The 24006-nt window shown below is 32.9% G+C and carries 23 protein-coding genes and 3 pseudogenes; 10 read left to right on the forward strand and 16 right to left on the reverse strand.

All coding sequences use genetic code 11. The annotated features are described in order from the left end of the window. The first annotated feature begins 33 nt into the window (after positions 1 to 33). From IPH11_03150 to IPH11_03195, 10 genes and pseudogenes are all read left to right on the forward strand, one after another. Entirely contained in the window at positions 34 to 987 is a 954-nt protein-coding gene (locus tag IPH11_03150; protein MBK6912702.1) for a PrsW family intramembrane metalloprotease, read from the forward strand. Then, the gene (locus IPH11_03155) at positions 988 to 1683 is read left to right on the forward strand and encodes a hypothetical protein (GenBank protein MBK6912703.1); all 696 of its coding nucleotides are present in this window, start codon (positions 988 to 990) and stop codon (positions 1681 to 1683) included. Continuing rightward, positions 1680 to 2258 carry a nicotinate (nicotinamide) nucleotide adenylyltransferase gene (gene nadD, locus IPH11_03160; protein ID MBK6912704.1) on the forward strand — a complete coding sequence of 193 codons (579 nt, stop codon included), beginning with the start codon at positions 1680 to 1682 and terminating at the stop codon, positions 2256 to 2258. The genes IPH11_03155 and nadD overlap by 4 nt, the downstream gene beginning before the upstream one ends. Before the next feature lie 2 nt (positions 2259 to 2260). Beyond that, a complete protein-coding gene (locus IPH11_03165; protein MBK6912705.1) occupies positions 2261 to 3190 on the forward strand; it encodes an NAD-dependent epimerase/dehydratase family protein in 930 nt (309 codons plus the stop codon). Continuing rightward, positions 3190 to 4142 (forward strand): annotated as a pseudogene (gene meaB, locus IPH11_03170) (methylmalonyl Co-A mutase-associated GTPase MeaB). The gene IPH11_03165 and the pseudogene meaB overlap by 1 nt, the downstream one beginning before the upstream one ends. 97 nt (positions 4143 to 4239) lie before the next feature. Further along, the gene (locus IPH11_03175) at positions 4240 to 5400 is read left to right on the forward strand and encodes an acyl-CoA dehydrogenase (protein MBK6912706.1); all 1161 of its coding nucleotides are present in this window, start codon (positions 4240 to 4242) and stop codon (positions 5398 to 5400) included. 126 nt (positions 5401 to 5526) lie between these two features. After that, positions 5527 to 7182, forward strand: coding sequence for an acyl-CoA carboxylase subunit beta (locus IPH11_03180; protein MBK6912707.1), 1656 nt, complete (start codon positions 5527 to 5529; stop codon positions 7180 to 7182). Positions 7183 to 7259: 77 nt separating this feature from the next. Next, the gene (locus IPH11_03185; GenBank protein MBK6912708.1) at positions 7260 to 7760 is read left to right on the forward strand and encodes a hypothetical protein; all 501 of its coding nucleotides are present in this window, start codon (positions 7260 to 7262) and stop codon (positions 7758 to 7760) included. A gap of 141 nt (positions 7761 to 7901) precedes the next feature. Next, positions 7902 to 9255: pseudogene (locus IPH11_03190) on the forward strand (sigma-54-dependent Fis family transcriptional regulator). Further along, positions 9255 to 9599: a histidine triad nucleotide-binding protein gene (locus IPH11_03195; protein MBK6912709.1), complete on the forward strand. Its 345-nt coding sequence runs from the start codon at positions 9255 to 9257 to the stop codon at positions 9597 to 9599. The pseudogene IPH11_03190 and the gene IPH11_03195 overlap by 1 nt, the downstream one beginning before the upstream one ends. 12 nt (positions 9600 to 9611) lie before the next feature. Here IPH11_03195 and IPH11_03200 read toward each other — a convergent pair whose 3' ends face one another. The 16 genes and pseudogenes from IPH11_03200 to IPH11_03275 form a co-directional block, all read right to left on the reverse strand. Beyond that, entirely contained in the window at positions 9612 to 9869 is a 258-nt protein-coding gene (locus tag IPH11_03200) for a type II toxin-antitoxin system RelE/ParE family toxin (protein MBK6912710.1), read from the reverse strand. Continuing rightward, on the reverse strand, positions 9866 to 10057 hold the full coding sequence (locus IPH11_03205) for a hypothetical protein (protein MBK6912711.1): 192 nt from the start codon (positions 10055 to 10057) through the stop codon (positions 9866 to 9868). Before IPH11_03205 ends, IPH11_03200 begins: the two co-directional genes overlap by 4 nt. Positions 10058 to 10072: 15 nt before the next feature. Further along, complete coding sequence (gene dinB / locus IPH11_03210) at positions 10073 to 11296, reverse strand: DNA polymerase IV (protein ID MBK6912712.1); 1224 nt, start codon at positions 11294 to 11296, stop codon at positions 10073 to 10075. Positions 11297 to 11385: 89 nt separating this feature from the next. Next, positions 11386 to 12555: a hypothetical protein gene (locus IPH11_03215; GenBank protein MBK6912713.1), complete on the reverse strand. Its 1170-nt coding sequence runs from the start codon at positions 12553 to 12555 to the stop codon at positions 11386 to 11388. Between the two features lies 1 nt (position 12556). Beyond that, complete coding sequence (locus IPH11_03220; protein MBK6912714.1) at positions 12557 to 12841, reverse strand: hypothetical protein; 285 nt, start codon at positions 12839 to 12841, stop codon at positions 12557 to 12559. Between the two features lie 5 nt (positions 12842 to 12846). Then, on the reverse strand, positions 12847 to 13986 hold the full coding sequence (locus IPH11_03225; GenBank protein ID MBK6912715.1) for an ATP-binding domain-containing protein: 1140 nt from the start codon (positions 13984 to 13986) through the stop codon (positions 12847 to 12849). A gap of 22 nt (positions 13987 to 14008) precedes the next feature. Continuing rightward, the gene (locus IPH11_03230; protein ID MBK6912716.1) at positions 14009 to 14923 is read right to left on the reverse strand and encodes a hypothetical protein; all 915 of its coding nucleotides are present in this window, start codon (positions 14921 to 14923) and stop codon (positions 14009 to 14011) included. 2 nt (positions 14924 to 14925) lie between these two features. Next, positions 14926 to 15888: a DUF1848 domain-containing protein gene (locus IPH11_03235; GenBank protein MBK6912717.1), complete on the reverse strand. Its 963-nt coding sequence runs from the start codon at positions 15886 to 15888 to the stop codon at positions 14926 to 14928. Positions 15889 to 15909: 21 nt separating this feature from the next. Then, a complete protein-coding gene (locus IPH11_03240) occupies positions 15910 to 16158 on the reverse strand; it encodes a DUF433 domain-containing protein (protein MBK6912718.1) in 249 nt (82 codons plus the stop codon). A gap of 61 nt (positions 16159 to 16219) precedes the next feature. Next, a pseudogene (locus IPH11_03245) lies at positions 16220 to 16687 on the reverse strand (DUF72 domain-containing protein). Positions 16688 to 16689: 2 nt separating this feature from the next. Then, positions 16690 to 17106, reverse strand: coding sequence for a DUF72 domain-containing protein (locus tag IPH11_03250; protein MBK6912719.1), 417 nt, complete (start codon positions 17104 to 17106; stop codon positions 16690 to 16692). A 114-nt stretch (positions 17107 to 17220) separates the two neighbouring features. After that, positions 17221 to 17844 (reverse strand): repressor LexA, encoded by a 624-nt coding sequence (gene lexA / locus IPH11_03255; GenBank protein MBK6912720.1) that lies wholly within the window; start codon positions 17842 to 17844, stop codon positions 17221 to 17223. Between the two features lie 137 nt (positions 17845 to 17981). Beyond that, positions 17982 to 21047 carry a PAS domain S-box protein gene (locus IPH11_03260; GenBank protein ID MBK6912721.1) on the reverse strand — a complete coding sequence of 1022 codons (3066 nt, stop codon included), beginning with the start codon at positions 21045 to 21047 and terminating at the stop codon, positions 17982 to 17984. A gap of 24 nt (positions 21048 to 21071) precedes the next feature. After that, complete coding sequence (locus IPH11_03265) at positions 21072 to 22334, reverse strand: fibronectin type III domain-containing protein (GenBank protein ID MBK6912722.1); 1263 nt, start codon at positions 22332 to 22334, stop codon at positions 21072 to 21074. Further along, complete coding sequence (locus IPH11_03270; protein MBK6912723.1) at positions 22315 to 23166, reverse strand: hypothetical protein; 852 nt, start codon at positions 23164 to 23166, stop codon at positions 22315 to 22317. The genes IPH11_03265 and IPH11_03270 overlap by 20 nt, the downstream gene beginning before the upstream one ends. Further along, on the reverse strand, positions 23154 to 23987 hold the full coding sequence (locus IPH11_03275; protein ID MBK6912724.1) for a hypothetical protein: 834 nt from the start codon (positions 23985 to 23987) through the stop codon (positions 23154 to 23156). The genes IPH11_03270 and IPH11_03275 overlap by 13 nt, the downstream gene beginning before the upstream one ends. Positions 23988 to 24006: the final 19 nt, after the last annotated feature.

The raw sequence follows: 24006 nt of genomic DNA on the forward strand, positions 1-24006 counted from the left end.
GTTTGGCTAACTAAAAATCAAATCATTAAAAGAATGCTTTTTATTTTTTCCGGACTTGCTGCTCTCATACCTATGATCATTTACCTTCTGATTATCTGGCGCTTTGACAGATACGACCGTGAACCTTTCAAACTTTTATTACAAAATTATCTTTGGGGTGCTATCGGGGCTATTGTTCTTGCCTTAATCGGCAGTATAATTTTTTCAAGTGTACTTAATAAAATTATCGCTGATAATAATCTTGTTGATAAACTAAGTGCAATTGTTGTAGCGCCCTTCGTTGAAGAAATTACCAAAGGAGTTTTCCTATTAATAACTGTTTCGAGCATTAAATTTGATAATATAACTGACGGGATAGTTTATGGCGGCGCAATTGGACTTGGGTTTGGAATGACTGAAAATTTTTTTTACTTCATTTCTTCTACGGATAGTATTTCAGGTTGGATCGCAATTATAATTATCAGAAATTTATTTTCCGGAGTAATGCATTGTGTCTCAACCGGGACTTTAGGAGCCTTCGTTGCGCTGGCAAAATTTAAATCCGGCATTGCTAAAATTATTCTACCAACTGTTGGATTGGGTATAGCTATGTTTATTCACGCTATTTGGAACGCAAGTGTTAGTTTTGAAAGTACTGCTGCAATAGGCTTTTTATTTTTATTTCTAACTGTGTTAATATTTATAATTATTTTTTCACTTTCAGTTAAAAACGAGAGGAAAATTATTTACTCTCAATTGCTTTCCGAAGCGAGCAGCGGCTTAATTCCTCCATCTCATCTGGAAATTTTAAGTTCATCAAGCAGGGATAGAGCAGGATGGATTGAAGAATCTATTAGAAAGACATACATAAAAGCGGCAACAACACTAGCCTTTAGAAAAATTCAACTCGAAAATTCCAATGGGATGAGTAAATTGTACTATGAAAATGACATCTCTAATTACAGGTTATTTATTAAAAGTTTATTAAAAAATATTGCTGCTACTTAAATGAATCTGAAACAAAATAGGTTCACCATTTTTGCAGTCGAAAGTATATTTAACCCTGATAGAATAAATCAAGTAGATTATTTTTCAATCGAGCATACCATACTTCTAAAGTCTTTTATACTGCAAAATACTATCGAGCAGCTGCAGAGTAGTTATCCTGAAGATGGTATAAATGTTTTATTGAATTCTGAAGATCAAAGTTTTATTCCTGATTTTTTATTATCCGATTTGATCCAATTAGTATATTGGGAAAAATTGGATCGGGATTTTTTATTTTCAATAATTGAAAGTTATTTCTCAAATAACCTGGACAAGATTATTTTTCATAATCAAGCAATAGGCTTTACTTCAAACGATATAAATAAAGCATCGAGTCTGATTTCACAACAGGATAATATTGTATTTGGTAAATCAGAAAGTGAATTTATTTCTTTCATAGCTTTTTGTAATATTGATGCAGATACGCTGATAGAATTTGTAAACCCGGATTTTCATTATGACAAGTTTTTATCCGCCATTAATCGGAATGATCATTTTCTTAATATACTATCGAATTTTATGATTATAAATGATTTCAAAAATTTCAATAAACTATATCACGAACTTTCGAAAAAAGAAAGTGAAGCATATTGTTCTCAAAAGATGCATGAAAAATTCACTCACCTTTTTATTGAGTACAAGGAACTTTTAAAATGAGCAAAGTTGGTATCTTTGGCGGAACGTTCGATCCAATTCATCATGGACATTTGATAACCGCTCAATCAGTTAAAGAACTTCGTTCGCTCGATAAAATTATTTTTATACCTGCATTTATTTCACCTCATAAACAACATGCAAAAGCTTCGAGCGCACAGAATCGGTTAAACATGTTAAAACTTGCCCTTGATGATATTCCTTTTTTTGAATGCTCTGATTTTGAAATCAAGCAGCATACGATTTCTTACACAATAGATACACTTCGTGAATTTAAAAAATATTATGATGACATTGACTTAATAATAGGTTATGATAATATTTTTCAATTTCATACCTGGAAACAGCCGGACGAGATTCTAAAATTATCTAATGTGATCGTACTTAAAAGAAAATCATCTCACCCGTTAAATTTTATCGATAAGTATGTTGAAGCTGCTGTGTTCGTTCAAACACGTGGAATTGAAATAAGCGCAACCGATATTCGCAATCGTGTTCATCAGGGTCTGCCGATTCACTACCTCGTGCCTGCAATTGTTGAAAATTATATTTACGATAATAAACTTTACAAGGAATAAAATTGAATATATTAGTCACCGGAGGAGCTGGATTCATTGCTTCTCAAATAGCCGATGCGTTTATAAACGAAGGTCATCAAGTTACAATCGTTGATGATCTTTCTTCTGGATTTATAAAAAATGTAAATCCAAAAGCAAAATTTATAAAAGCTAACATCTGTGATAAAAATCTTTCTCAACTATTTGAAAATGAAAAGTTCGATGTCATTAATCATCACGCTGCTCAAATGGACGTTAGGAGATCGGTTAAAAACCCCGAGTTTGATGCTACAACAAATATTCTTGGCACTATTAACTTGCTTCAAAATGCCATCAAGTTTAAAGTAAATAAATTTATGTTCGCTTCAACCGGTGGAGCTGTTTACGGCGAACAGGAGTACTTCCCTGCTGATGAAAAACATCCGACACAACCTCGCTCACCTTATGGAATTTCAAAACTCTCAGTGGAAAAATATATTCATTTTTACCACGCTGAGTACGGTTTAAAATATTCCATCCTTCGCTATGCAAATATTTATGGTCCTCGTCAAAATCCTTTCGGTGAAGCCGGTGTAGTTGCAATTTTTTCAACAAAACTTTTAAAAGGAGATCAACCAATAATTAATGGTGAGGGGAAACAAACACGGGATTATGTTTTTGTTGGTGACGTTGTGAATGCAAACCTACTCGCTCTTAACGATAGCGCAAATGATATTTATAATGTTGGAACTGAAATCGAAACTGATGTTAACCAACTGTTCCATTATATTAATTCAATCACAGGAGCAGGAAAAGAAGAAAAGCATGGTCCCGCTGCACCAGGTGAACAAATGCGAAGCGTAATCACAAGCAATAAGCTTTTTAATAAATTCGGTTGGCGACCCGCTATTAAAATTGAAGACGGACTGAATTCCACGATTGATTTTTTCAGGGAGGAATTGAAAAAGAAATAATGTTCGATAATTCTTTAATCAAAAAACTTGCATCCGGCAATCGTCGAATTATTGCACGATCCATCTCTATTGTGGAATCTGGAGGCTCAGCTTCAACTGAACTTTTAAAAAGTATATTTCCAACTATAGGTAATGCTTTTCGAATTGGAATTACGGGACCACCGGGCGCAGGCAAAAGCACAATTACAAATCAGCTTACAAAACTTTTTCGCAAACAAAATAAGAAAGTCGGAATCATTGCCGTTGACCCCACCTCACCTTTTACAGGCGGTGCGCTTCTCGGTGATCGCGTTCGGATGAATGATCTCGGAATGGACGAAGGAGTTTTTATTCGAAGTATGGCAACCCGCGGAAGTCTTGGCGGCTTATCTAAAAAGCGATAGATGCTGCTGATGTTCTTGATGCTGCCGGCTTTGATATAATTATTTTTGAAACTGTGGGAGTTGGTCAGTCAGAACTTGATATTGCGCAGGCGGCTGATACAACAATTGTTGTACTCGTTCCCGAAAGTGGTGATTCGGTTCAAGCTATGAAAGCAGGGCTAATGGAGATTGCTGATTTTTTTGTACTGAATAAAAGTGATCGTCCCGGTTCACAACAAGCATACACAGCACTTCAAACAATATTGATGATAAAAGATCACGATGAAAACTCGTGGCTTCCGAATATCATCAAAACCATCGCCTCTGAAAATAAAGGTACTCAAGAAATTGCAGATGAGATTGAAAGACATCATGCTTTTATGTTGGAAAAAGAGAAATTCCTGGTTAAAAGAGAACAACAGGCGAAAGTAAGAATTAAAGAAATCGTTGAACATAAATTAAAAGATGAATTGTGGAGCAAGACTGGTGAAAATTCTTTAAATTCGTCCTTGAAAAAAGTAATCCTTGGAAATGCTTCACCTTATCACATAGCTGAAGAAATTATTAAAGAATATAAAAGTAGAATTTGAGACTTCAAGTAGTCATCCTGAAATTGTTTCAGGATCTAAACAATTAAGAAGATTCCGAAACGAGTTCGGAAAGACAATAAATATTTTAGGAGTTTAAATGGAGCACAGACCTTTCTTAACAGAATTAACAGAAAACCAAAATATTATCCGCAATACGATTAAAGAATTTGCTGAAAAAAATATTCGTCCCGTAATCATGGAATATGACGAACCCCAAAAGTTCCCGATGGAAATAATGCAACAGCTTGGCGAGCTTGGTTTTCTTGGAATACTCGTACCAGAAGAATATGGTGGGGCTAATTTAGGTTATGTTGATTATGCGATCATAATTGAAGAAATTTCAAGAGTTGATCCATCAATAGGTCTATCTGTTGCGGCGCATAATGGTCTCTGTACAAATCATATCAATCGCTTCGGCAATGACGCCCAAAAACAAAAATATTTACCTGATCTCGCGAGCGGAAGAAAAATTGGTGCGTGGGGATTGACCGAATCGTTTTCCGGCAGTGACGCTGCTGGTTTAAAAAGTATCGCCATCAAGGATGGTGATTTTTGGATTTTAAATGGCAGCAAGCAGTTCACAACGCACGGAACTGTCGGCGAGACTTATGTTGTAATGGCTATCACCAACAAAGACGCGGGCAAAAAAGGGATATCTGCTTTCATTCTTGAAAAAGGAATGGAAGGATTAATAATTGGGAAAAAAGAAAACAAACTCGGAATGCGTGCGAGCGATACAACGCAATTAGCTTTTGAAAATTGTAAAGTACCTATAGAAAATCTTTGCGGTGAAGAAGGAATGGGATTTATTAACTCAATGCAAATTCTTGAAGGTGGTAGAATTTCCATCGCCGCCTGCAGTATAGGATTGGCTCAAGGTTGTTTAGATGCTTGTCTAAAATATTCTAAAGAAAGAAAACAGTTTGGGAAGCCGCTTGCAGATTTTCAGGCTACACAATTTAAGCTTGCTGAAATGCACACAAACATCGAAGCCGCAAGAACGTTAACTTATCGTGCTGCCTGGATGAAGGATAATGGAATTCCCAATACAAAAGAAGCTGCTGAAGCAAAACTTTTTGCAAGTGAGATAGCCGAGAAAGCCTCGAGCGAAGCAGTTCAAATTTTTGGCGGATATGGATTTATAAAAGAATATCCTGTAGAAAAATTTTACCGTGATGTAAAACTTCTCACTATTGGCGAAGGTACCTCAGAGATCCAGCGAATTGTAATCGCAAGAGATTTGCTAAAGGAAGCCTAACCCCTGCCCTTCCCTAAGGGAAGGGAGAAATAGATTTTGAATTTGTCACCCTGAACTCGTTTCAGGGTCTAATGATTTTTATTAAAAAACTCCCGAAACGAGTTCGGGGCGACAGAAAAAATGATTATGAAACAAATTGGTTTACAAGTAAAAGAGAATGAATCTTTTCTCAAGCGAGAAGATTATCAAAAAGAATTGTTGCGCAAGCTTACTGCTGCAAAAGAAACTGTTCAAGAAGGTGGTGGTAAGAAAGCAATCGAGAAACATAAAGCGAAAGGAAAACTTACCGCTCGCGAAAGAATAAATCTTCTTGTTGATGATCCCAAAAAGTTTTTTGAGCTAAGTACTTTTGCAGCTTATGGAATGTATGAAGAATACGGCGGTGCTCCTTCATCCGGAACTATTTATGGAATTGGTAAAATTCAAGGGCGTGATTGTGTTATCGTTGCAAACGATGCAACTGTAAAAGCCGGTGCTTGGTTCCCAGTCACGGCAAAGAAAAATTTACGTGCTCAAGAAATTGCAATGGAGAATCATCTTCCGATAATTTATTTGGTTGACAGTGCTGGAGTTTTCCTTCCACTGCAGGAAGATATTTTTCCGGACAAAGAACATTTTGGAAGGGTCTTTCGCAACAATGCTAAAATGTCTTCGATGGGCATTCCACAAATAGCTGCAATAATGGGTCCTTGTGTTGCAGGCGGTGCATACCTTCCTATAATGAGTGATGAAGCTTTGATTGTTGAAGGGGAAGGTTCAGTGTTTCTTGCTGGTGCTCATCTTGTTCGTGCAGCAATAGGAGAAGTGATTGATAATGAAAGCCTTGGCGGTGCAAAGGTACAATCTAATATTTCTGGTGTTACAGATTACATTGTAAAAGACGATGAAGAATGTATTGCACAAATCAGAAATCTTGTTGATAAGTTTGGGATCAATCAATCAGCAGGATTTAATAGAGTTCAAAGTGAACAACCTAAATATCCAACTGAACAAATTCTTGGAATTCTTCCAGAGGATACTTTAAAACCTTATGATACTTATGAGTTGATTTCTCGTATAGTTGATAATTCTGAAATCGATGAATACAAAGCTGGGTATGGAAAAACTATTATTACAGCTTATGCACGAATTGATGGCTGGGCTGTTGGTATTGTTGCAAATCAAAGAAGTGTTGTAAAAACCGAGCTTGGAGAAATGCAGGTTGGCGGAGTTATCTATTCTGATTCTGCAGACAAAGCAACTCGATTTATTATGAACTGCAATCAGAAAAAAATTCCTTTACTTTTTTTACAAGATGTAACAGGATTTATGGTTGGAAGTAAAGCCGAGCACGGAGGAATAATTAAGGATGGGGCAAAAATGGTAAATGCTGTTGCCAATTCTGTTGTTCCCAAAATTACAATCATTGTTGGAAACAGTTTTGGTGCTGGCAACTATGCAATGTGCGGCAAAGCTTATGATCCGCGATTTATTTTTGCGTATCCAAATGCTAAAATTTCTGTAATGGGCGGAAACCAGGCAAGCAGCGTTTTATTAGATATCAAACTAAAGCAAGAAGAAAAAAGCGGGCACAAGTTTAGCGATGAAGCTAAAAAGAAATTGTTAAATGATATTTTAAAATCTTACGATGAAAAAAGCACGTCGCTATATGCTGCAGCAAGATTATGGATTGATGAAGTAATCCATCCATCACAAACACGCGAATGGATTTCTATGTGCCTGGAAGTTGCAAATAATAATCCCGAAATACCCAAGTTCAATCCCGGCGTGATACAAACTTAAATTTTTAGATATCAGACACTAAGATCACTGCGTTTCATTTATCATTTCTTAGTGGATTGAGTGTCTCAGTGATGAAAATGAAATTAATAATTTTCCTTGAATTTTTTATTTTGACTTCTTACATATTCCCCCAGCAAAGCAACCTTTCCAAAGCTGTTAATCACATTTCCGAATATATCGCTTCCGAAAAATTTGTTGAAATAAGAATTAATGTTGGTGACCTTGCCGCTGCCGATTCTATTTTTATTGAAGCATTAAAGTTTACTGAGCATGACTATGGAAATACACTTCTTGCATTGATGTTTGCAACAGTACCTTATCGCAAGGTTCCAATTCGATTACCTCTAATTAACTCAATGGTTTATTATCCATTAACTTCGGCAGATGAAGAAATATTTTTAAGAAAGAATGAAAATCTTCCACGATATTTATTTTTTGATACGCCGCAAAGTATTTACGGCGACAAAGATAAACTAGCGCATTTTTTTGGCAGCGCTTTCCTTTCATACGAATCAAACTTCTTTGACATAGGAAAGGTAATTGGTTATTTTGTGGAAGCATTTGAAGAAAGTTTTTAAAGTTCAATCAAGTGTTGATTTACGCGACTTAGCTGTTAATGAATATGGAAGATTGTTTGGGAACTTACTCAAAGAAAATAAACAACTTTTACCATCACAAATATTTTTATTACGATCACTTAGATTTTTAAGAGTTATAATATGAAATCAGTTTTAATTATTGACGATGAACTTCAAATCTGCGAAAGTATAAATATGATCCTCGAATATGAGGGCTATGGTGTTGAGTTTACAACAAGTGCTATTGAAGGTCTTGAAAAATTTGCATCAAAAGATTTTGCTGCTGTACTTCTCGATATTCAGATGCCTGAAATGAATGGGTTTGAAGTTCTGAAGAAAATTAAAGAACAAAAACAATCTGCTTCTGTAATAATTATTTCTGCGCACGGTAGTGTTGAGAATGCTATTAAAGCAACCCGACTCGGAGCTTTTGATTTTCTTGAGAAACCAATTGATCGAGATAAACTTTTAATCAGTGTGCGTAACGCAACTGAAAGTGCATCTTTAAAAGAAGAAAATGAAGAGATAAAAAAAATATGGGTTGGAGATGAAGTAATTCTCGGAAAGAGTAAAGCCATTCATAATGTTCTTCAACTGATTGATAAAGTTGCCCCACTTGACACAAGGGTTTTAATTACTGGTGAGAATGGAACTGGAAAGGAATTAGTAGCTCAGGCCATCCACAAAAAAGTGAAAGGAAAGATAAATCATTTGTCGAAGTAAACTGCGCAGCAATTCCAAATGAATTAATTGAATCGGAATTATTCGGACATAGAAAAGGTTCATTTACAGGCGCGGTTCAACAGCGAATTGGAAGATTTGAACTTGCAAATAAAGGTACATTATTTTTAGATGAAGTTGGTGACATGTCTCATCAGGCACAAGCGAAAGTATTGCGAGCAATTGAAGATGGGAAGATTGAACGCGTTGGAGGCGGAAAAAAAATTGATGTTGATGTAAGATTAATTTCTGCAACAAACAAAAATCTTAAAGAAGAAATTGAAAAGGAAATTTTCGCGAAGATCTTTATCATAGATTGAATGTAATCCCTATTCTCGTTCCACCACTTAGAGAGCGAACTGAGGATATTCCTATTCTTATTGAACATTTTGCAAATGATATTTCTATCAAACATAAAAAACCTGTAACAAAATTTTCTGATGATGCAATCCACATTTTGCAAAATCAATCGTGGACGGGTAATGTTCGTGAGTTAAGAAATATTGTTGAGCGAATTATAATCATTGTTGATAAAAAAGAAATCTCTGCAAAAGATATCGAGTTTATGTTTGCTGGCAATCAGCAATCTGTGGATGAACTTGTGGATATGAGTAATTCATTTCAGGAATTTAAAGAGAAAGCTGAAAGAATTTTTATTCTTAAACAACTTCGGGCGAATGATTGGAACATCAGCAAGACCGCTGAAATCCTTGAGATTCAACGAAGCCATCTTTACAACAAAATGAAGAAGTATGAAATTGAAAAGGATGAATAATGGCAACTATCTTTTCTAAAATCATCAGCAAAGAAATTCCTGCTGATATTGTTTTTGAATCTGATAATGTTTTAGCATTTAAAGATATAAATCCCAAAGCTCCTGTTCACGTTTTAATAATTCCTAAAATCGAAATTCCTAAAGTAACAGATATAAAAGGAAGTGAACACGCTGCTCTGCTTGGCGAAATGATTGATGCTGCTAATAAAATCGCTAAAGATTTTGGAATCGCTGATGAAGGTTTTAGATTAGTTTTTAATTGTGGCGATAATGGCGGACAGGAAGTTTATCATTTACATCTTCATTTGCTTGGCGGAAGAAAAATGAATTGGCCCCCGGGATAAAAGCATTAATTTCTAAATTCTATAAATATTTTTTCTATGCCCAATTGCAAGAATAATTATTGTAATTATCTGTAAATCTTTTTTATAAATCACTCTATAATTTCCAATTCTCAAAGATCTCAATCCTTTAAGTGGTCCAACAAGTTGTATTCCCACATCTGGATTTTCTTTTAATAATTCAATTCCTTTAAATATTTTATTTCTATCGGAAGTTGAAATCTTTTCTAAATTTCTTACTGCTTCTTTATTATACTCAATCTTCCAAATCATTTTGATTTGACAAGTTTCTCGTGAGAAATTCTTGCTTCTTTTTCATTTAATGATTTAAATATAGATTTAACTAAATCATTATCAGATAAAATTTCCATAGTTTCTTGCCAACCTTCATATTCATCTAGCGGTACTATCACTGAAGGTTTTCTAATTAGTGTTGGTTTTCTTTTTTCTTTCATTTTCATAATAGCTTCTTTCTTTTACTTAAAGATTAAGATTAATTCTTTCAAAATCAAACCTGAAAATAATTTTCCACCCCTTTTTAATTTTTTATCTTCTTCTGTTCTGCCAAACATTAAAGATTCATATCCATACTTATCTCTTACTTTTGTTACTGCTCTCAACATTTTTTTTCTTTTGACTTCATAATCTTCAAATAAAAATTCTTGTTCACTTAAAGGTGAAAAATTTGTGACTCCAACTCCAATTAATCTAACTCCAACTCTTCTTGTTCTTGCTTTCTTCATCAAATTCCACACTGTTTCAAAAATAACTTTATCATCATCGGTTGGTTTAATTGTTTTTGCACGAGTTAATGTTTGAAAATCTGTATAGCGAAGTTTTATATCAATTGTTGAAGTTTCCCAACCTTTTTTACGTAATGATTGTGCAACTTTTCCAGCTAAATAGAATAAAGTGTTTTTTACTTCGTCTTCATTCGTAACATCATTCCCAAAAGTTGTTTCTCGTGAAATGCTTTTTCTTGCTCGCTGGATAGTTAAATATTCTGTCCCTTCACCATGAGCTTTTCGCCAGAGATCAATTCCGTATTTGCCAAATGCAGTTCCAAAATAATCTGAAGGAAGATTTGTGATATCAGCTATTCGATAAATTCCGCGTGAGTTTAAACTTTGCTGCATAACTTTACCAACACCGGGAATTGTTTCAACTGGCATAGGAGCTAAAAATTGTTCTTCCATTCCAGGAATTATATAAGTAATTCCTTTCGGCTTCATACAATCAGAGCCAATCTTTGCAATAGTTTTATTGATTCCGATTCCAATCGAAATTGGTAAACCAATTTTATCCCAAATTTCTTTTTGTAATCTTGTAGCAAATCCAAACATTGAGCCATACATTTTTTGCGTACCGGTCATATCAAGATAAAACTCATCGATTGAAGCTTGTTCAATTTGAGGAGCATATTGTTCTAAAATATTTTTTACAATTTTTGAAAATCTTGTGTATTCATCGCCGTGTCCTTGTAAATAAATTCCGTGTGGACAAAGTTTATAAGCTGTTCGTATCGGCATTGCGGAATGTAATCCAAAAGCACGAGCCTCGTATGAACAAGCAGATACAACTCCCCTTCCATACTTTGGGTCACCGCCAACAATTACAGGTTTGCCATTAAGTTTTGGATCGAGAATTCTCTCTACTGAAACAAAAAAGGCATCAAGATCTAAGTGAAAAATTGTACGCATTGAAATAAGTTAATCCTAAATCCTTTCTCAAAAGGAAGGGACTTTTTGAATTAAAAATTTTTTATTCGGATAAATCCAGTAGGTTTAGCTTAACCATAAACTTTAATAAAATCACCAAAGCTTTTTTCTTCAACAATAACTTCTTCTTCAACTTCAATCAATTTTTTTTGATATTTTTTAACTTCTTTTTTAGTGGGGTTTTCAAACATTGAATAAGGCTTTCCCCAAACGTAAGTCCAGAAATATTCTTCCTGTTTTTTAGGATCGGGGCTTAAAGAAGTGATTATACCTGGGTTATAAAAAACCTCTGCAGCGGGCTGTAATACTTTCATCCTTTCATAAAGCTGATAGCTTAATCCAATTGGTTTCCAACTTGGAGCAGAATGAAATAGCTTTGTAGCGAAAAGTCCGATTAAAACTATGTGAAACTCTTGTAACAGTGAATTTTTCTTTTTTAATAAGTCATCAATCAGTACTTCAATATTCTGAGTGGAGTAACGAAACACCCAGATAAAAGCCCAGATTGAAGTTTTCCAGTTATGCAAATACTTATCATCTAATTTTGTCTCATTTAATAAAGCAATAATTTTTTCAGCGATATCATTTAGTTGTGAAAATTGATCGGGAACATAAGAATCTAAAAACTTCTTTAATCCCTTAAAGTTTTTTGTCTCTTTACTTTCCTTAATTATTTTAAGAGTAACCTCTAATGTAGAATACCCCTTTTTTGCTTGCTCAATCCCATTTAAAAGTGTCTTTATAAAACCAAGATTTTTTTTCGTAACAGGAGATAATTTTTTGGGTTTATTTTCCTCTGAAAATAAATAGAAAAAAAGTAAAGCATAGTTATTCATTGAATCACTGTCAGGATAAATTAAAGAGAAATGCTTTAAAAATGATTCTTCAGCTGAATCTTCTTTGGATACTTTTAAAAATGCAGAAATAACTAGATATATCTCAAGTGGGGTAATAATCTTGTAAGCTGAAATATCAAGTGAGTTTGCTAAAAAAGATAAAAAGTTTATAGAACTTCCAAGGTAATTTATCTTTTTATCTCTAAGCTCTTGCCCAAGATTGGAATTTTTTGATTCATTTTCAGAATTGTGATTGTTTTTTTGCGAAATTACTTTTGATTCCACAATTTGGATATAAGCAACATTTGCATCCTTCACTTTGTTATTCTCTAAATCATCTTTTCTTGTTTGCTCAAAAAGATTTTGGGATTCACCTTTACTTTTGTCTAATATTTTTTTTGACATTTTAAGACCTCACATAATTAACTAAGTGGGGGAAAATAGCTAATAGTTGGGTTATTGAATCCTTTGCTTCTTTTGTTACAGGTATTACTTTTTCAATATGGCAAAATAAAATTGGACCAACAAATCTTTCTTTTAAGGTTAAATACCTTTTATCTAATTCCAACCATATCTCTGAGTCAGAAATATCCTTCTGTAAATATTCTGATGCAACTAAATTTTTATCAAATAATATTTTTTGTTTAGTACAGAAGTCCCAAAATTCAGATATTGTTAAAGCAATCCACATGTTTTTCACCTTAAATTAGTAACAGTAAACTCGGCATTGGAAAATTTGGTTAATAATTCTGCTTGATTATCCAAAAGGAAAACAGATAAAGATTTTCTTGCTCTTGTTATTGCAACAAAAATTATCTTATCAAAATTATTGGTATGGGTTCTCTTCAAATTTCTATAATTTATATCTACTAAAATAACGTAATCAAATTCCATCCCCTTGGAAGACTGCATTGTCATTAAAACTGGTCGAGCATCGCTAAAGGCATTGTCAGAGTTAATTTCAATAACTTCAATATTACTTCTCTGAAATATTTCTCTTCTTATAAAGTTCAAAGAACTAATTGATTGTGTTAATATCCCAATAGTAGGAGAAGTATTCTCAGCATGACTTCGTATATATGATTTTACTTGCTCAACTAATGCACTTTTAAAGCTATAATTATGTGAGACAAATAAATTAGGTATAATCGGGATAGGCTCTGGAGAAGCAGCTGGGAAAGTAGAGGGAGAAAAAGCATAGAATGGCTGAGCAGCTTTAGCAACTAACGGTTGATTTCTATAATTTTTTGTTATCTCCGTTACATTGTTACCACCAAAATTTCTTCCCACTCGACTCAATACTCCGATAATCTGCTCAATAGTTCTTCCTTGTTCAAAAAATTGCTGCGCATTATCCCCAAACAGATAAAGTCTTTTTGAAATTTTAGAACAAAATATTATATGATCTTCATGTAAATCCTGTACTTCATCTATAATTAAAAAATCATAGATATTTCGATTATTTTCTGCCCAATCTGCTGCTCGCTGAGCTGTTGCATTAAAATTTCCATTAAATCTAATATTTGCTAACGCTCTTGGTAATTCAAAGGAGCCAACAACTCCTCCAATATCATCTTGGATATGGCTCTTAAGAAACGATTTAAAGATGTTTCCATAAATAACAAGTTTTCCTTTTAATCCTAATCTCCTTAATGCATCATATTTTAGTTTTGCTAAAATTGTTTTTCCAGTACCTGCAGAACCCATAACGAATAAATCACTATTGAATGAATGCATAAGTACTTTTTGCTGAGAAGAGTCTAATTGATTAATATCAGGCAACCAAGACTTATTTAATTGCCCAGTTGGAATATTTAATTTATATATTTGTGCCATACTATTTCTTTTTTACAAATCTTTAATAATTAACTTTTCTTCTAGCTCGGAATCCATCTTGATCTGAAAATAATAATCTGTCAAGATGAGAACAAAAAGGGATATTAGGTCGATGCTCAATCGGTATGACATTTAAGCCAGATATTATATTCCCACCTAAATTAGCTAATTCTATCTGAATCTGGTTCATAAAAGACCTAACCTCATTAAAATTCAAATCAATTATAATTAATAGACTATTCGTGCTAAGTGAATTCCATATCTTCAGAAGAGAATTTTTTAGTGAGCTGTATTTATTAAGAGGTATATCATTAATAGTATTTTGCAGAATAATTATATCAGTATTAGTAATGTTGTCTATAATACTATCTTCAATATCAATAATATCAACTTGGAACTGATCATAAAAAATTCCACCTTTAAAGTAATTTGAAACAAGAGGTTGAGTACAACTTTCAAATTCTGCTTTCCAACTTTCATACTTATCGAATATTTTTACAGAGATATTTTGAATATCGTTTTTTTTTTCATCAATAAGCTTAACTATTCCTAGTAGTTCTGGTAAAGGTCCTCCTCCTAATACTGAAATAGTTAACTTATTTTTGTTTTGCAGAAAAATTTGCTCATGAAAATTTTCAAGTGAATAATAAATTGGTTCAATATAAAAAGGGAAATATGCAAGCATATAAATCCCCTTTTGATACCTTGAATTATAATCAAAAGTCGTTGGTACCCTATTATAGGCGTTTCTAACTTGCTGTAAAAATGGTTTCCAAGCATTCAATAATATTCTTAACTGGTCAGTTATCTCATTACAATTGCTGCAACTTTGTCTTGGTTGGGGATGATTTGATTGAGTGGTCAATTGGATATTATAGCCCCAATATTCTGCTAGATTTGGAATTAAAATATGATATGGATCATGTGGTGGAAACATATTTAGAATAAAACCATTTGTTGTTCTGTGAAATTTTGTTGCTGTTTAAATGCTTTAATTTTTTCTTTCATTTCCTCAGACATTTTATGAACTAAGAGTGATGAAAAATTCGGGTCGTGTTTTTTTCTATTGTTTAACGCTGAGCTGTGTGAAGTCGTAGCATAGCAGTATTCACATCCCATAAGGCAAGTATTATTTACTCCTATATCTTTACTTACCATACATCCACAAGGCAACCTTTGGTTTTTATCTTTTTTAAAGGCTAAATCAATTCCAAATTCCTCTTTTAGAAGTCTATCATCTATACATTTCCCGTGAGCAATTCCAAGATGACCAAAATCCTTTTCTTCTGCACAACTTTCAACTTTTATTCCTTTGGTGTCAGCTTTATCAACAATAAATTTTAATAATTCTTCTACCTGCGGCTTGCTTATTTGGTTTTCTTCATAATTTGTTTCGAGTTTATTCAAGCGTCGTAATGTTTTTTTATAATCATCAATAATACTTATTACTATTCTTTTTGTATGACCATTTAATTCATTGAAGATAATTGAAAAGTTTTCTTTATGAAAATCTAATGTTAAATCATTTGTAAACAATATAGGATCATATCGCCAGATAACTTTACCAGTTCCTAATTTATCAGCAAGCTGCTTGAAACTTTTTAAGGCTGTTTCAAGTGATGGATTATAAGGCTCGTAAGGTACTCGATAATTATTAATAGTAAACTGGAAGTAGTAATTATAATTTTTCTCATCTAGTACTTTAAGATTTTTCATTAGAGGTAATGCATTCCTTGTCCAAAAGACTATGGCTGTTACAGATTTTGGTTTAAGATCAACAAAATAAATTTGGTTTGCATCAAATGGATTGGGGACAGTACAATAACCTTCTTTGATTCTATTAAAAAACCATTCAGAATAAAATGCAGTTATATCTGTTCTTCTACTTGCTGATATAATCATTAGTTAATAAAGATTGTTAGTTTATAAATAGTGAACTAATTTATTTGGCTTGTTATAAGTAATTCTACTTTCACGATCTGCCGCATAACTAAGACAGGCATAAATATCTTCTTTAGTAAGATATGGAACATCTTCAAGGATTTGCTCAATTGTCATTCCTGATGCAAGATAACTCAGCACATCATAAACTGTTATGCGTAATCCTCTGATACACGGTTTGCCGCCTCTTTTACCAGGTTCAACAGTAATAATATCTTTGTAATCACTCATAAATATCTTTCTTTAATTTAGAATAAAAATAATCATTAAAAATCAAACAATAAAGTAATCTCTAATTAACCAACATTTCTTGTAACCGTGGATAAGTTTTTAAAATTGTCGTTGGTATTTCTACTTTACTTTTCTCTTCCAACAAATGAATTAGCTCAAAAGCATTTGCAACTGCATCACCTTGTGGATGATTATTCATTATTACATTTACTTCTTTAACTTTATGCTGTATTGATTTTGTCTTCTGCTCAATCTCAACCAACTCTCCGGGTGAATAGAGATAATGATAACGTGAACTTTGTTCTTCATAAGTCTGTGGTTTGCCAAAATTAGATAATGATTTTTTCCAGGCTTCCACATTTCTCCCGTGAAATCTTATGTAAGCCTTATCATTTGTAATGATAGGATCAAACTCTATTGCCTGCCCAATTTGCGGCTGATCAATTGTACAAAATGTTAAATCATTTTCCCTAAAAAATTCTAATGCACGATTATTCTTCCAGCTTTGATGACGAACTTCTACAAAACAACTTACATCAGAAAAATATCTCTAAGCTTTTGAATATGCTGAACAGAATTTCCATCAAATGAATAAGAGTACGGAAATTGTATCAACAATCCACCAAGTCTTTCAGATTTTCTTAACTGATCAAGATTATAACGAACTGCTTTAATGTTTTGTTCGTCAAATTTTCTTTTGTGTGTAAAATCCTGGTGAAGTTTAATATGAAAAATAAAGTTCTTTGATTCTTCAACTTTTTTTATCCAACCATCCACAATTTTGGGACTGATATAAGTATAATAAGTTGAGTTCACTTCAACACAATTAAAGTAATGCGAATAAAACTGCAGCCAGTCAAATCCACCCGTTTGATTTTTAGGATAAAAGTTTGGAACCCAATCTTTGTAAGACCATCCCGCGGTGCCGATGTTAAATTTTGGTTTCATTATTTGTTTATAAATTATAAATACACATAGTTAACACTTTTGTTAATTATCTGTATTTAATAAATATTTTTGCCCTTCTCCCCTTACTTAGAAAGGGGTTAGGGGAAAACTCCTTTATACTGCTTTCTTTTCCATACTTCTATAAATGCCAATAACAATTCCAACAATTTTAAATGAAGCATATTTTTTATCAATAACAATTGGTTTGTATTCCGGATTTTCTGAAACAAGTTCTATCTCACTTCGCTTTTTATAAAATCTTTTTACAACAGCCGCGTCATCAAGAATTGCCACAACAATTTGCCCATTTTTAGGTTCAAGATTTGGATTAACAATTACTATATCGCCGCTAAAAATGTAGGCATCTTTTAAACTCTCACCTTTAACACGAAGCAAAAAAGAATCCTTTGGCATCCTTGCAATTGTTGGAAGTTGAATTGTATCTATCGCATCAGGATAAATTGTAAGCGGATTGCCTGCAGCAACTTCGCCGAGAATTGGTTTGGGAACAAAGAATTTGTCTTCAAGAGTAAGTTCTATTCCACGAGAAAGTTTTGGATTTTTTTTGATGTAGCCTTTTCTTTCAATAGCAGCAAAATGCTGCTGCACGGTTGCACGATTTTTATATCCAAAATGTTTTGCAACATCTGCAAGTGTTGGTGGAATTCCCTTTCCCTTAATTTGGTTTATCAGAAAATCTAAGATGTTTTTTTGAATCTCTGTTAACTCTTTTTGCATATTATTACCTGTTCAAAATAAATACCATACATTTGTATGCTAACATAATTGTATTTGGATAAAATGTCAAGGTTGGATAAAAAAAATCCTCATAAACTTTAAATGTTTAGAGGATTTGAAAAACGAAAACAGAACCGCTAGAAATGAAATATTTTTTGGAAAGATTCGATCATTTTATCGTGGAAAATTGGTTTGGCAATAAAATCCTGAAAGCCAGCGGCAATAAACTTTTCTTTATCCCCGGGAAGAACATAAGCAGTTACAGCAACGATTGGAATTTTCTCGTACTTCGGCATTTTATGGATTAATCTTAAAGCATCAAGCCCGTTGTATTCTCCTTGCAGATTTATATCCATTAAAATAAAATCAAACTTATTCTTCTCTAACAGCGGTAATGCTTCTTCAAATCCTGCTGCAAATTGAACAGACTTTAACTCCTTCATCTGAACTTTAAAAAGAACTTGTGAATCAAGCTGATCTTCAATATACAAACAGTTCAATTTTGATATGTCAAAAAATGGAACAAATTTTTGTTCTGTACTGATGGGGGGTGGAGTGAGATTTTCAAGCGATGGAATTTCTTCAACTCTTGTTTCCTCCGGAATTACATTATTGGCAGAAGTTTCAATGATTGGAATTTCTTTTGGTTCATCCTGAATAACAGGAGGGATTACTATTTCCTGTTTAACCGGCTTCGGTATTTGGGGAGAAATAATTTCGGGTGTAATATTATTTCCGATTATTTGAACAGCATTTTCTACAGAAGGAGTTTCATCTTTCACTGGAATTACTTCAGTATGATCAATCTCAACAATTGGTAATTGATTGGAAATTATTTGGGGTTCTTCTTCTTTAGTTTCATCAATTTTGGGTTCGATAATTTCATTAGAAGAATATTGCAATGGAAAGATAAAACCGAAATCAGGATTGGAAGGCTCAACAGTAGTTATTCGAAATTTTCCTTTTAGAATTTGTAAAAGTGCTGTTGATAGTTGAGTGTTAAGTTTGGGAAGTCCTAAATCTTTTTTATCACCTCTCGGTTGATCGCTAAAAAGAATATCAAATGAGTTTACCAAAATATCAGAAGCAACGGGATAATTATCCTTAACAGAAATTAAAAAATTTTTTTCGTCGTATTGAAATGCAGAAATGAATATTTTTTTACTCTTATTTGTTTTCATAAGTATTTTAATCAACTGAGCAATGAAACTGAGTAATTTTTTACCGTCCGATTCGAACTTTAGAGACGAGGATATTTTCCCGTAAGCGAATTCGATCTTATTACCGCCAATAATTTCCTTAAAATTTTTCTGTAAATCATCAATCAAATCAGTCACCTGTATTTCACTTATCGAAAGTTCATATTTATTTTGAACTATATTCGAGTATTCAACAAATGTGTTCATTGTGATAAGGAGGGTGGTGCGGTTTTGATTGATAATATCGACCATCTCTTTTTGATCAGGTGTTAATTCTGTTAAAGTTTCAGTAAGTTCTTGAACAAACCCCATGATCACATTAATTGGAGTAAGAATCTGATGGAACAGACTTGACAGGAATGCAGTCTCATCAGATTTAGATTCGACTGTATGTAAATCAATTGGTTTTTCAATCTTAATTTCTTTAACTACTTCTTTAACCACTTCACGAGTCATAGGCTGAACATTTTGCTCAACTGTTGCAATTAAAGAAAAAGAGTCAATCTCCCCCCTGTAATCAAGAACGGGCGATGCAGTTAACTCAACCTGCAATTGTGAATCATCCGATTTTTTTAAGGAGGTAACAAGAGTAATGGAATCCTTTAAATATGAATGGAAAATATTTGCGTTCACATTAGCACGCTCCTCATCAACGAGCAGAGAAGTGAAGGCAGAGTTTTCAATATCTTCTTTGGAATAACCGAGAGCTTTGGCAGTCGAATTATTTGCATACGTAATCATGCCATCTGTATCAGTAACAAAGAGAAGATCATCTGTATTATCAAATACATTTTTAAATAATTGAATTTTCTTCTCTAAATTTTTTATAGCAGTAACATCTTTAATTATATTTAGATATGCATCCCGGCCCTCGTATGTCCAGGAATTTTTACTGATCTCAACTAAAATTAGACTACTATCTTTTTTTCGCTGCCTGAAGGGACCAGTAAAAAAAGATATTTCTTGTTTGTCTTCTGAATTTTCCAGCAGAGTTTGAATATCCTCGGGAAGGTATAAATCCGTAATATCCATCTGCAAAAATTCATCTTTAGAGTAACCATAAAGATCTGTAGCCGCTTTATTCACATCAATAAAATTAAGATTTTCTTTATCGAAAATGTATATCGGCTCGGGATTATTATGCATCAATGAATCAATCATTTTTTCTTTTCCTAATAATTTTACAGTTTCTTTTGATCGAACTGAACTTATAAAACCAATTAAATATTTTGTTTGCTTACCGGATAATAAACATACAAATATTCTGCCACTAAAATATCTGTTATTCTTTTCTGATAAAAGCCCTTCGAATTCTTTTTCCATACTTTCCGACCGACGGTTGTCAAATTCGTTTACACATTTAAACACTTCATCGGTAAAAATATCGTTCATTCGTGAACCTAACACAACACTTCCGGAACAGTTTAATGAGGTCAACAACTCATCACTAATTTCTAAAATTTTAGATTCACTATCAATCACTAAATATTCTTTTGTGAATTGACGAATCGAAACTAAGCTGCTGTGTGTAAGTTCATTTTCGTTTTGTGTTAATTCTTCCTCCGAATAAATTTCTAATTCATTCAATGTTACAAATATTTCTTCGGCCTGACGTCTTATTGGAACCCGATACAGATGGATTAATACATTTTGATTTTCTTCATTTTTAATTTTTTGCTGTACGCTTACGGGTTCATTGTTTTTGTCAATACATTCATTAAGCGAATTAAACATAATCCTTATTTTTTTATTAAACTCATCAGGATAATTTTCTTCTAATAGAAAAGCATTAGAATTAAATCTCTGATTATAATTTTTATTAAATAAGATTAGGTTTTGTGCATTGTCTTCAATCCATATAATCGAATTAGAATTATCAATTTTGAACTGAATATTTTGCTTGTCAATTAAAGTAAACGGGTATTTTTTTCCAATCTCTTTGGACAAAAGTATCAGATCAGAATTATGACTATTAAAATTATAAGTTTCTAAATCAGTTGTCATTTAATTTTGATCTGCTAAGTTTAGTTAGATACCGGTATTTATAATTGCAATATTTGAATAAGCAGAATAAACAGTCCCATCACTGCTGCGAATCCGGTAGTAATAAATTTTACCGGCTAATATTTCTGTGTCTGTAAAAAAGTTTACAACTCCGGAAACCGAAGCGATTTTTATAAACTCATCGCCTGTCTCCTCTTTCCTTTCAATTTCGAATAAAGAATTATCTGGATCTGAATCAGACCAGGTTAGGATGATGACGTTCAGGAGAGAATTATATTCTGCGGTTAAATTATTAGGTGCCGGTATATCATATAAAAAAGTTTGAACCCGGCTTTCATTCGACCATGCAGAATCGGTTGAAGAGAATGATTTAATTCTGAACGTATAAAAGGAGCCTGGAATAAGCCCGCTTGCGCTGTCCTTATAAGTTGTTGAATTTTCCGGCAGAGCGATAAGTGTTTTAAACTCAGTAAAATCTGTTTTCCGTTCAATTAAAAAATATGATTCGTTTTTACTGTTATCTTTCCAAATTAAATTTAAAACTTTTGAACCATCTGCTGTTGCCGACAAATTGGAGGGTGGATAAAAATTCCCGGTGAAAAATAAATTATCTGTGTTTACTTCAGCACTAAAATCTGATTCACCATAAATATTTACAGCTTTAAGTTTATAAAAGTAAATTGAATCCGGATAAACCTCTTCATCATTGATGTTAAACGCTGGTGTCGCAATAGATAAATATTTACTAAATGTTCCTTCAAAATTTGTCTTACGCCACAATTGAAAAGAATCAACCTGAGACGATGAATCTTTCCAGGATATATTTACAATATTATCACTAACATTCAGTAGCTTTATATCAAAAGGAATCGAGGGCAATGACTGTCTTTCAGACACTTTAATATTGGACATTACTTCGCTTCTAATCGAAGTTCCATCCTGAGTATAATAAATTAAAAAATAGTTAAAACTTTTACCGGTATATGAAATATCAAGATCAATGAATATTCTTGGCTGAGTACCATCAAGGTTAGGCGGATAGTTTAGAATGAATTCATCATCAATATAAAGTTCAATAAATTTTAGAAGAAAGGGAGAGGTAATAGAATACTCAACTTCTGTAATACCCTGCTGAATTTCCGAATTAGTAACGGGGTAAAATATTTCGATAGCAGAATCATCTGATGAAGAGATAATCTCCTCATTCCGGAATGTACATCCTGAATATTGAGATAGATGTAATATTATAATTATAAAAAGAAAAAGCTTAATCGAAACTTGATTCATAAGAAAAAGCCAAATTAATTTTTTGCCGTGCTGCGATTGAATTAATCATAAGCAAAAACTGATTATCATATTTTAATTTTGAGGAAGAGATGTTGTCATCCAGCGTTTTATAATTTAATTCAGTAGTGCCTTCGGGTAAAAGTAATTTAATACTTACATCGCTCATATCGAATATATTATTATTGCTTATAGTTATGTCAAATGAATTGTCATGTGTTGAGGTTATTTCCACATTAATATTTTCTATTGCAGAGAAATATTCAACTACGTCATCAATTGTTATATCCTCAATCTGTGAATGTTGATTTTCAATTTCTGCTAATCTATTTTGTCTGCTGCTTCGATTCAAGTCAGTTTGTTTATCGTCTATTAACAAATAATTATAGATTCGCTCAGAGTTTAATTCAAGTGGCATTCTACTTTGAAAAGTTGACACGGTATATGAAATCAGGCTATAAGAAGGAAATATTCTTACATTATTATTTTGGTCAAAAATATAAAAATTTTTATCATCTAAAATAAAAGTGACACCTGATTCTGAAATTTGTTTCAGTGAAGTTAAGTCATGAATATCACCGTGCACAAATAATCCGATGTTTTGCTGATTATTCTCAGAAAATAATTTTTTAAAAGTCTTTGACAACTCCTGAAGTTGATGAATAAATTTATCGGAATTTATTTCATCTATTGAAACTGCTAAATTGAAGGTATAATTTTGCGACTCAAAGCCAATCAATCGAATTAGATTTTCAAAGTTTTCCGGGCGGAAGAAAAGGTTAACCTGATTGTTTGTGCCTTTTATTTCGTCAGGAATTTTATTTAAGGATTCCATGTCATTAATGACTGCAGAGAATATCTTATACGAAGATAATTTTCCGGCAAATAATTTAACTGAACATTTGGTGTATTTGATAACCAATTTATTGCTGAATAAAAAAATAAATTAAAATTCTTCTGATCCTCTTTCCCGATTAGTTGATCGATTTGAAAACCGAACCACAAAACTCGTCCTCTGCCAAAGGTGGAGGCTAATATTCCTGTTGTCGCCTTTTTATATTTGCTATTATCCAATGACTCATAGTATCCCAGTATAAAAGATTTTCGATTTGCGGTTGTTTCATAAATATTTCGATGAAAACTCAAAAGTAATTTTGAATGCGATAATTCTTTGGATGTAATTAGTTCATCCGCAACAAAGTTAAGATTGGAAGTAAAATTATTTTTTGAGGGGATTATCGAAAACGAAGAGCCGAAAATAAACTCCGAAAAACTTTTTTCTCTTTGTTTATCGTTTTGATTTCTTTCGCCGATGTTACCAAGCATCCATAAGTTTCCCCCATCGTTTAAATATTCAGTCAGGTTATCGAATGCATCATCACTGAAAGACTTATTTTCAGGTAAAATTATTAAATCATAATCTGAAAGAGCACTCGAAGAGATATCATCATCCCGAAGGACATCATATCTGATTTTATTATTTAGTAAAAAATATTCCCAGGCGGTAGAGGGTGGTTGATTGCCCGATTTGTCACTATTCAATGATAATTCAGAGTGAACTAAACCAATTTTAATTTGAATCTGTTGTGCATAGATTGCCGAAGAGAGTGATAAAATAAAAAAAAGGAAGGTTATTGAAGTTAAATAATTTTTCAAATTAGTTTTCCTCGGTCAT

The sequence above is a fragment of the Ignavibacteriales bacterium genome (genome assembly GCA_016709155.1).
In the GTDB taxonomy this organism is placed as follows: domain Bacteria; phylum Bacteroidota; class Ignavibacteria; order Ignavibacteriales; family Ignavibacteriaceae; genus JADJEI01.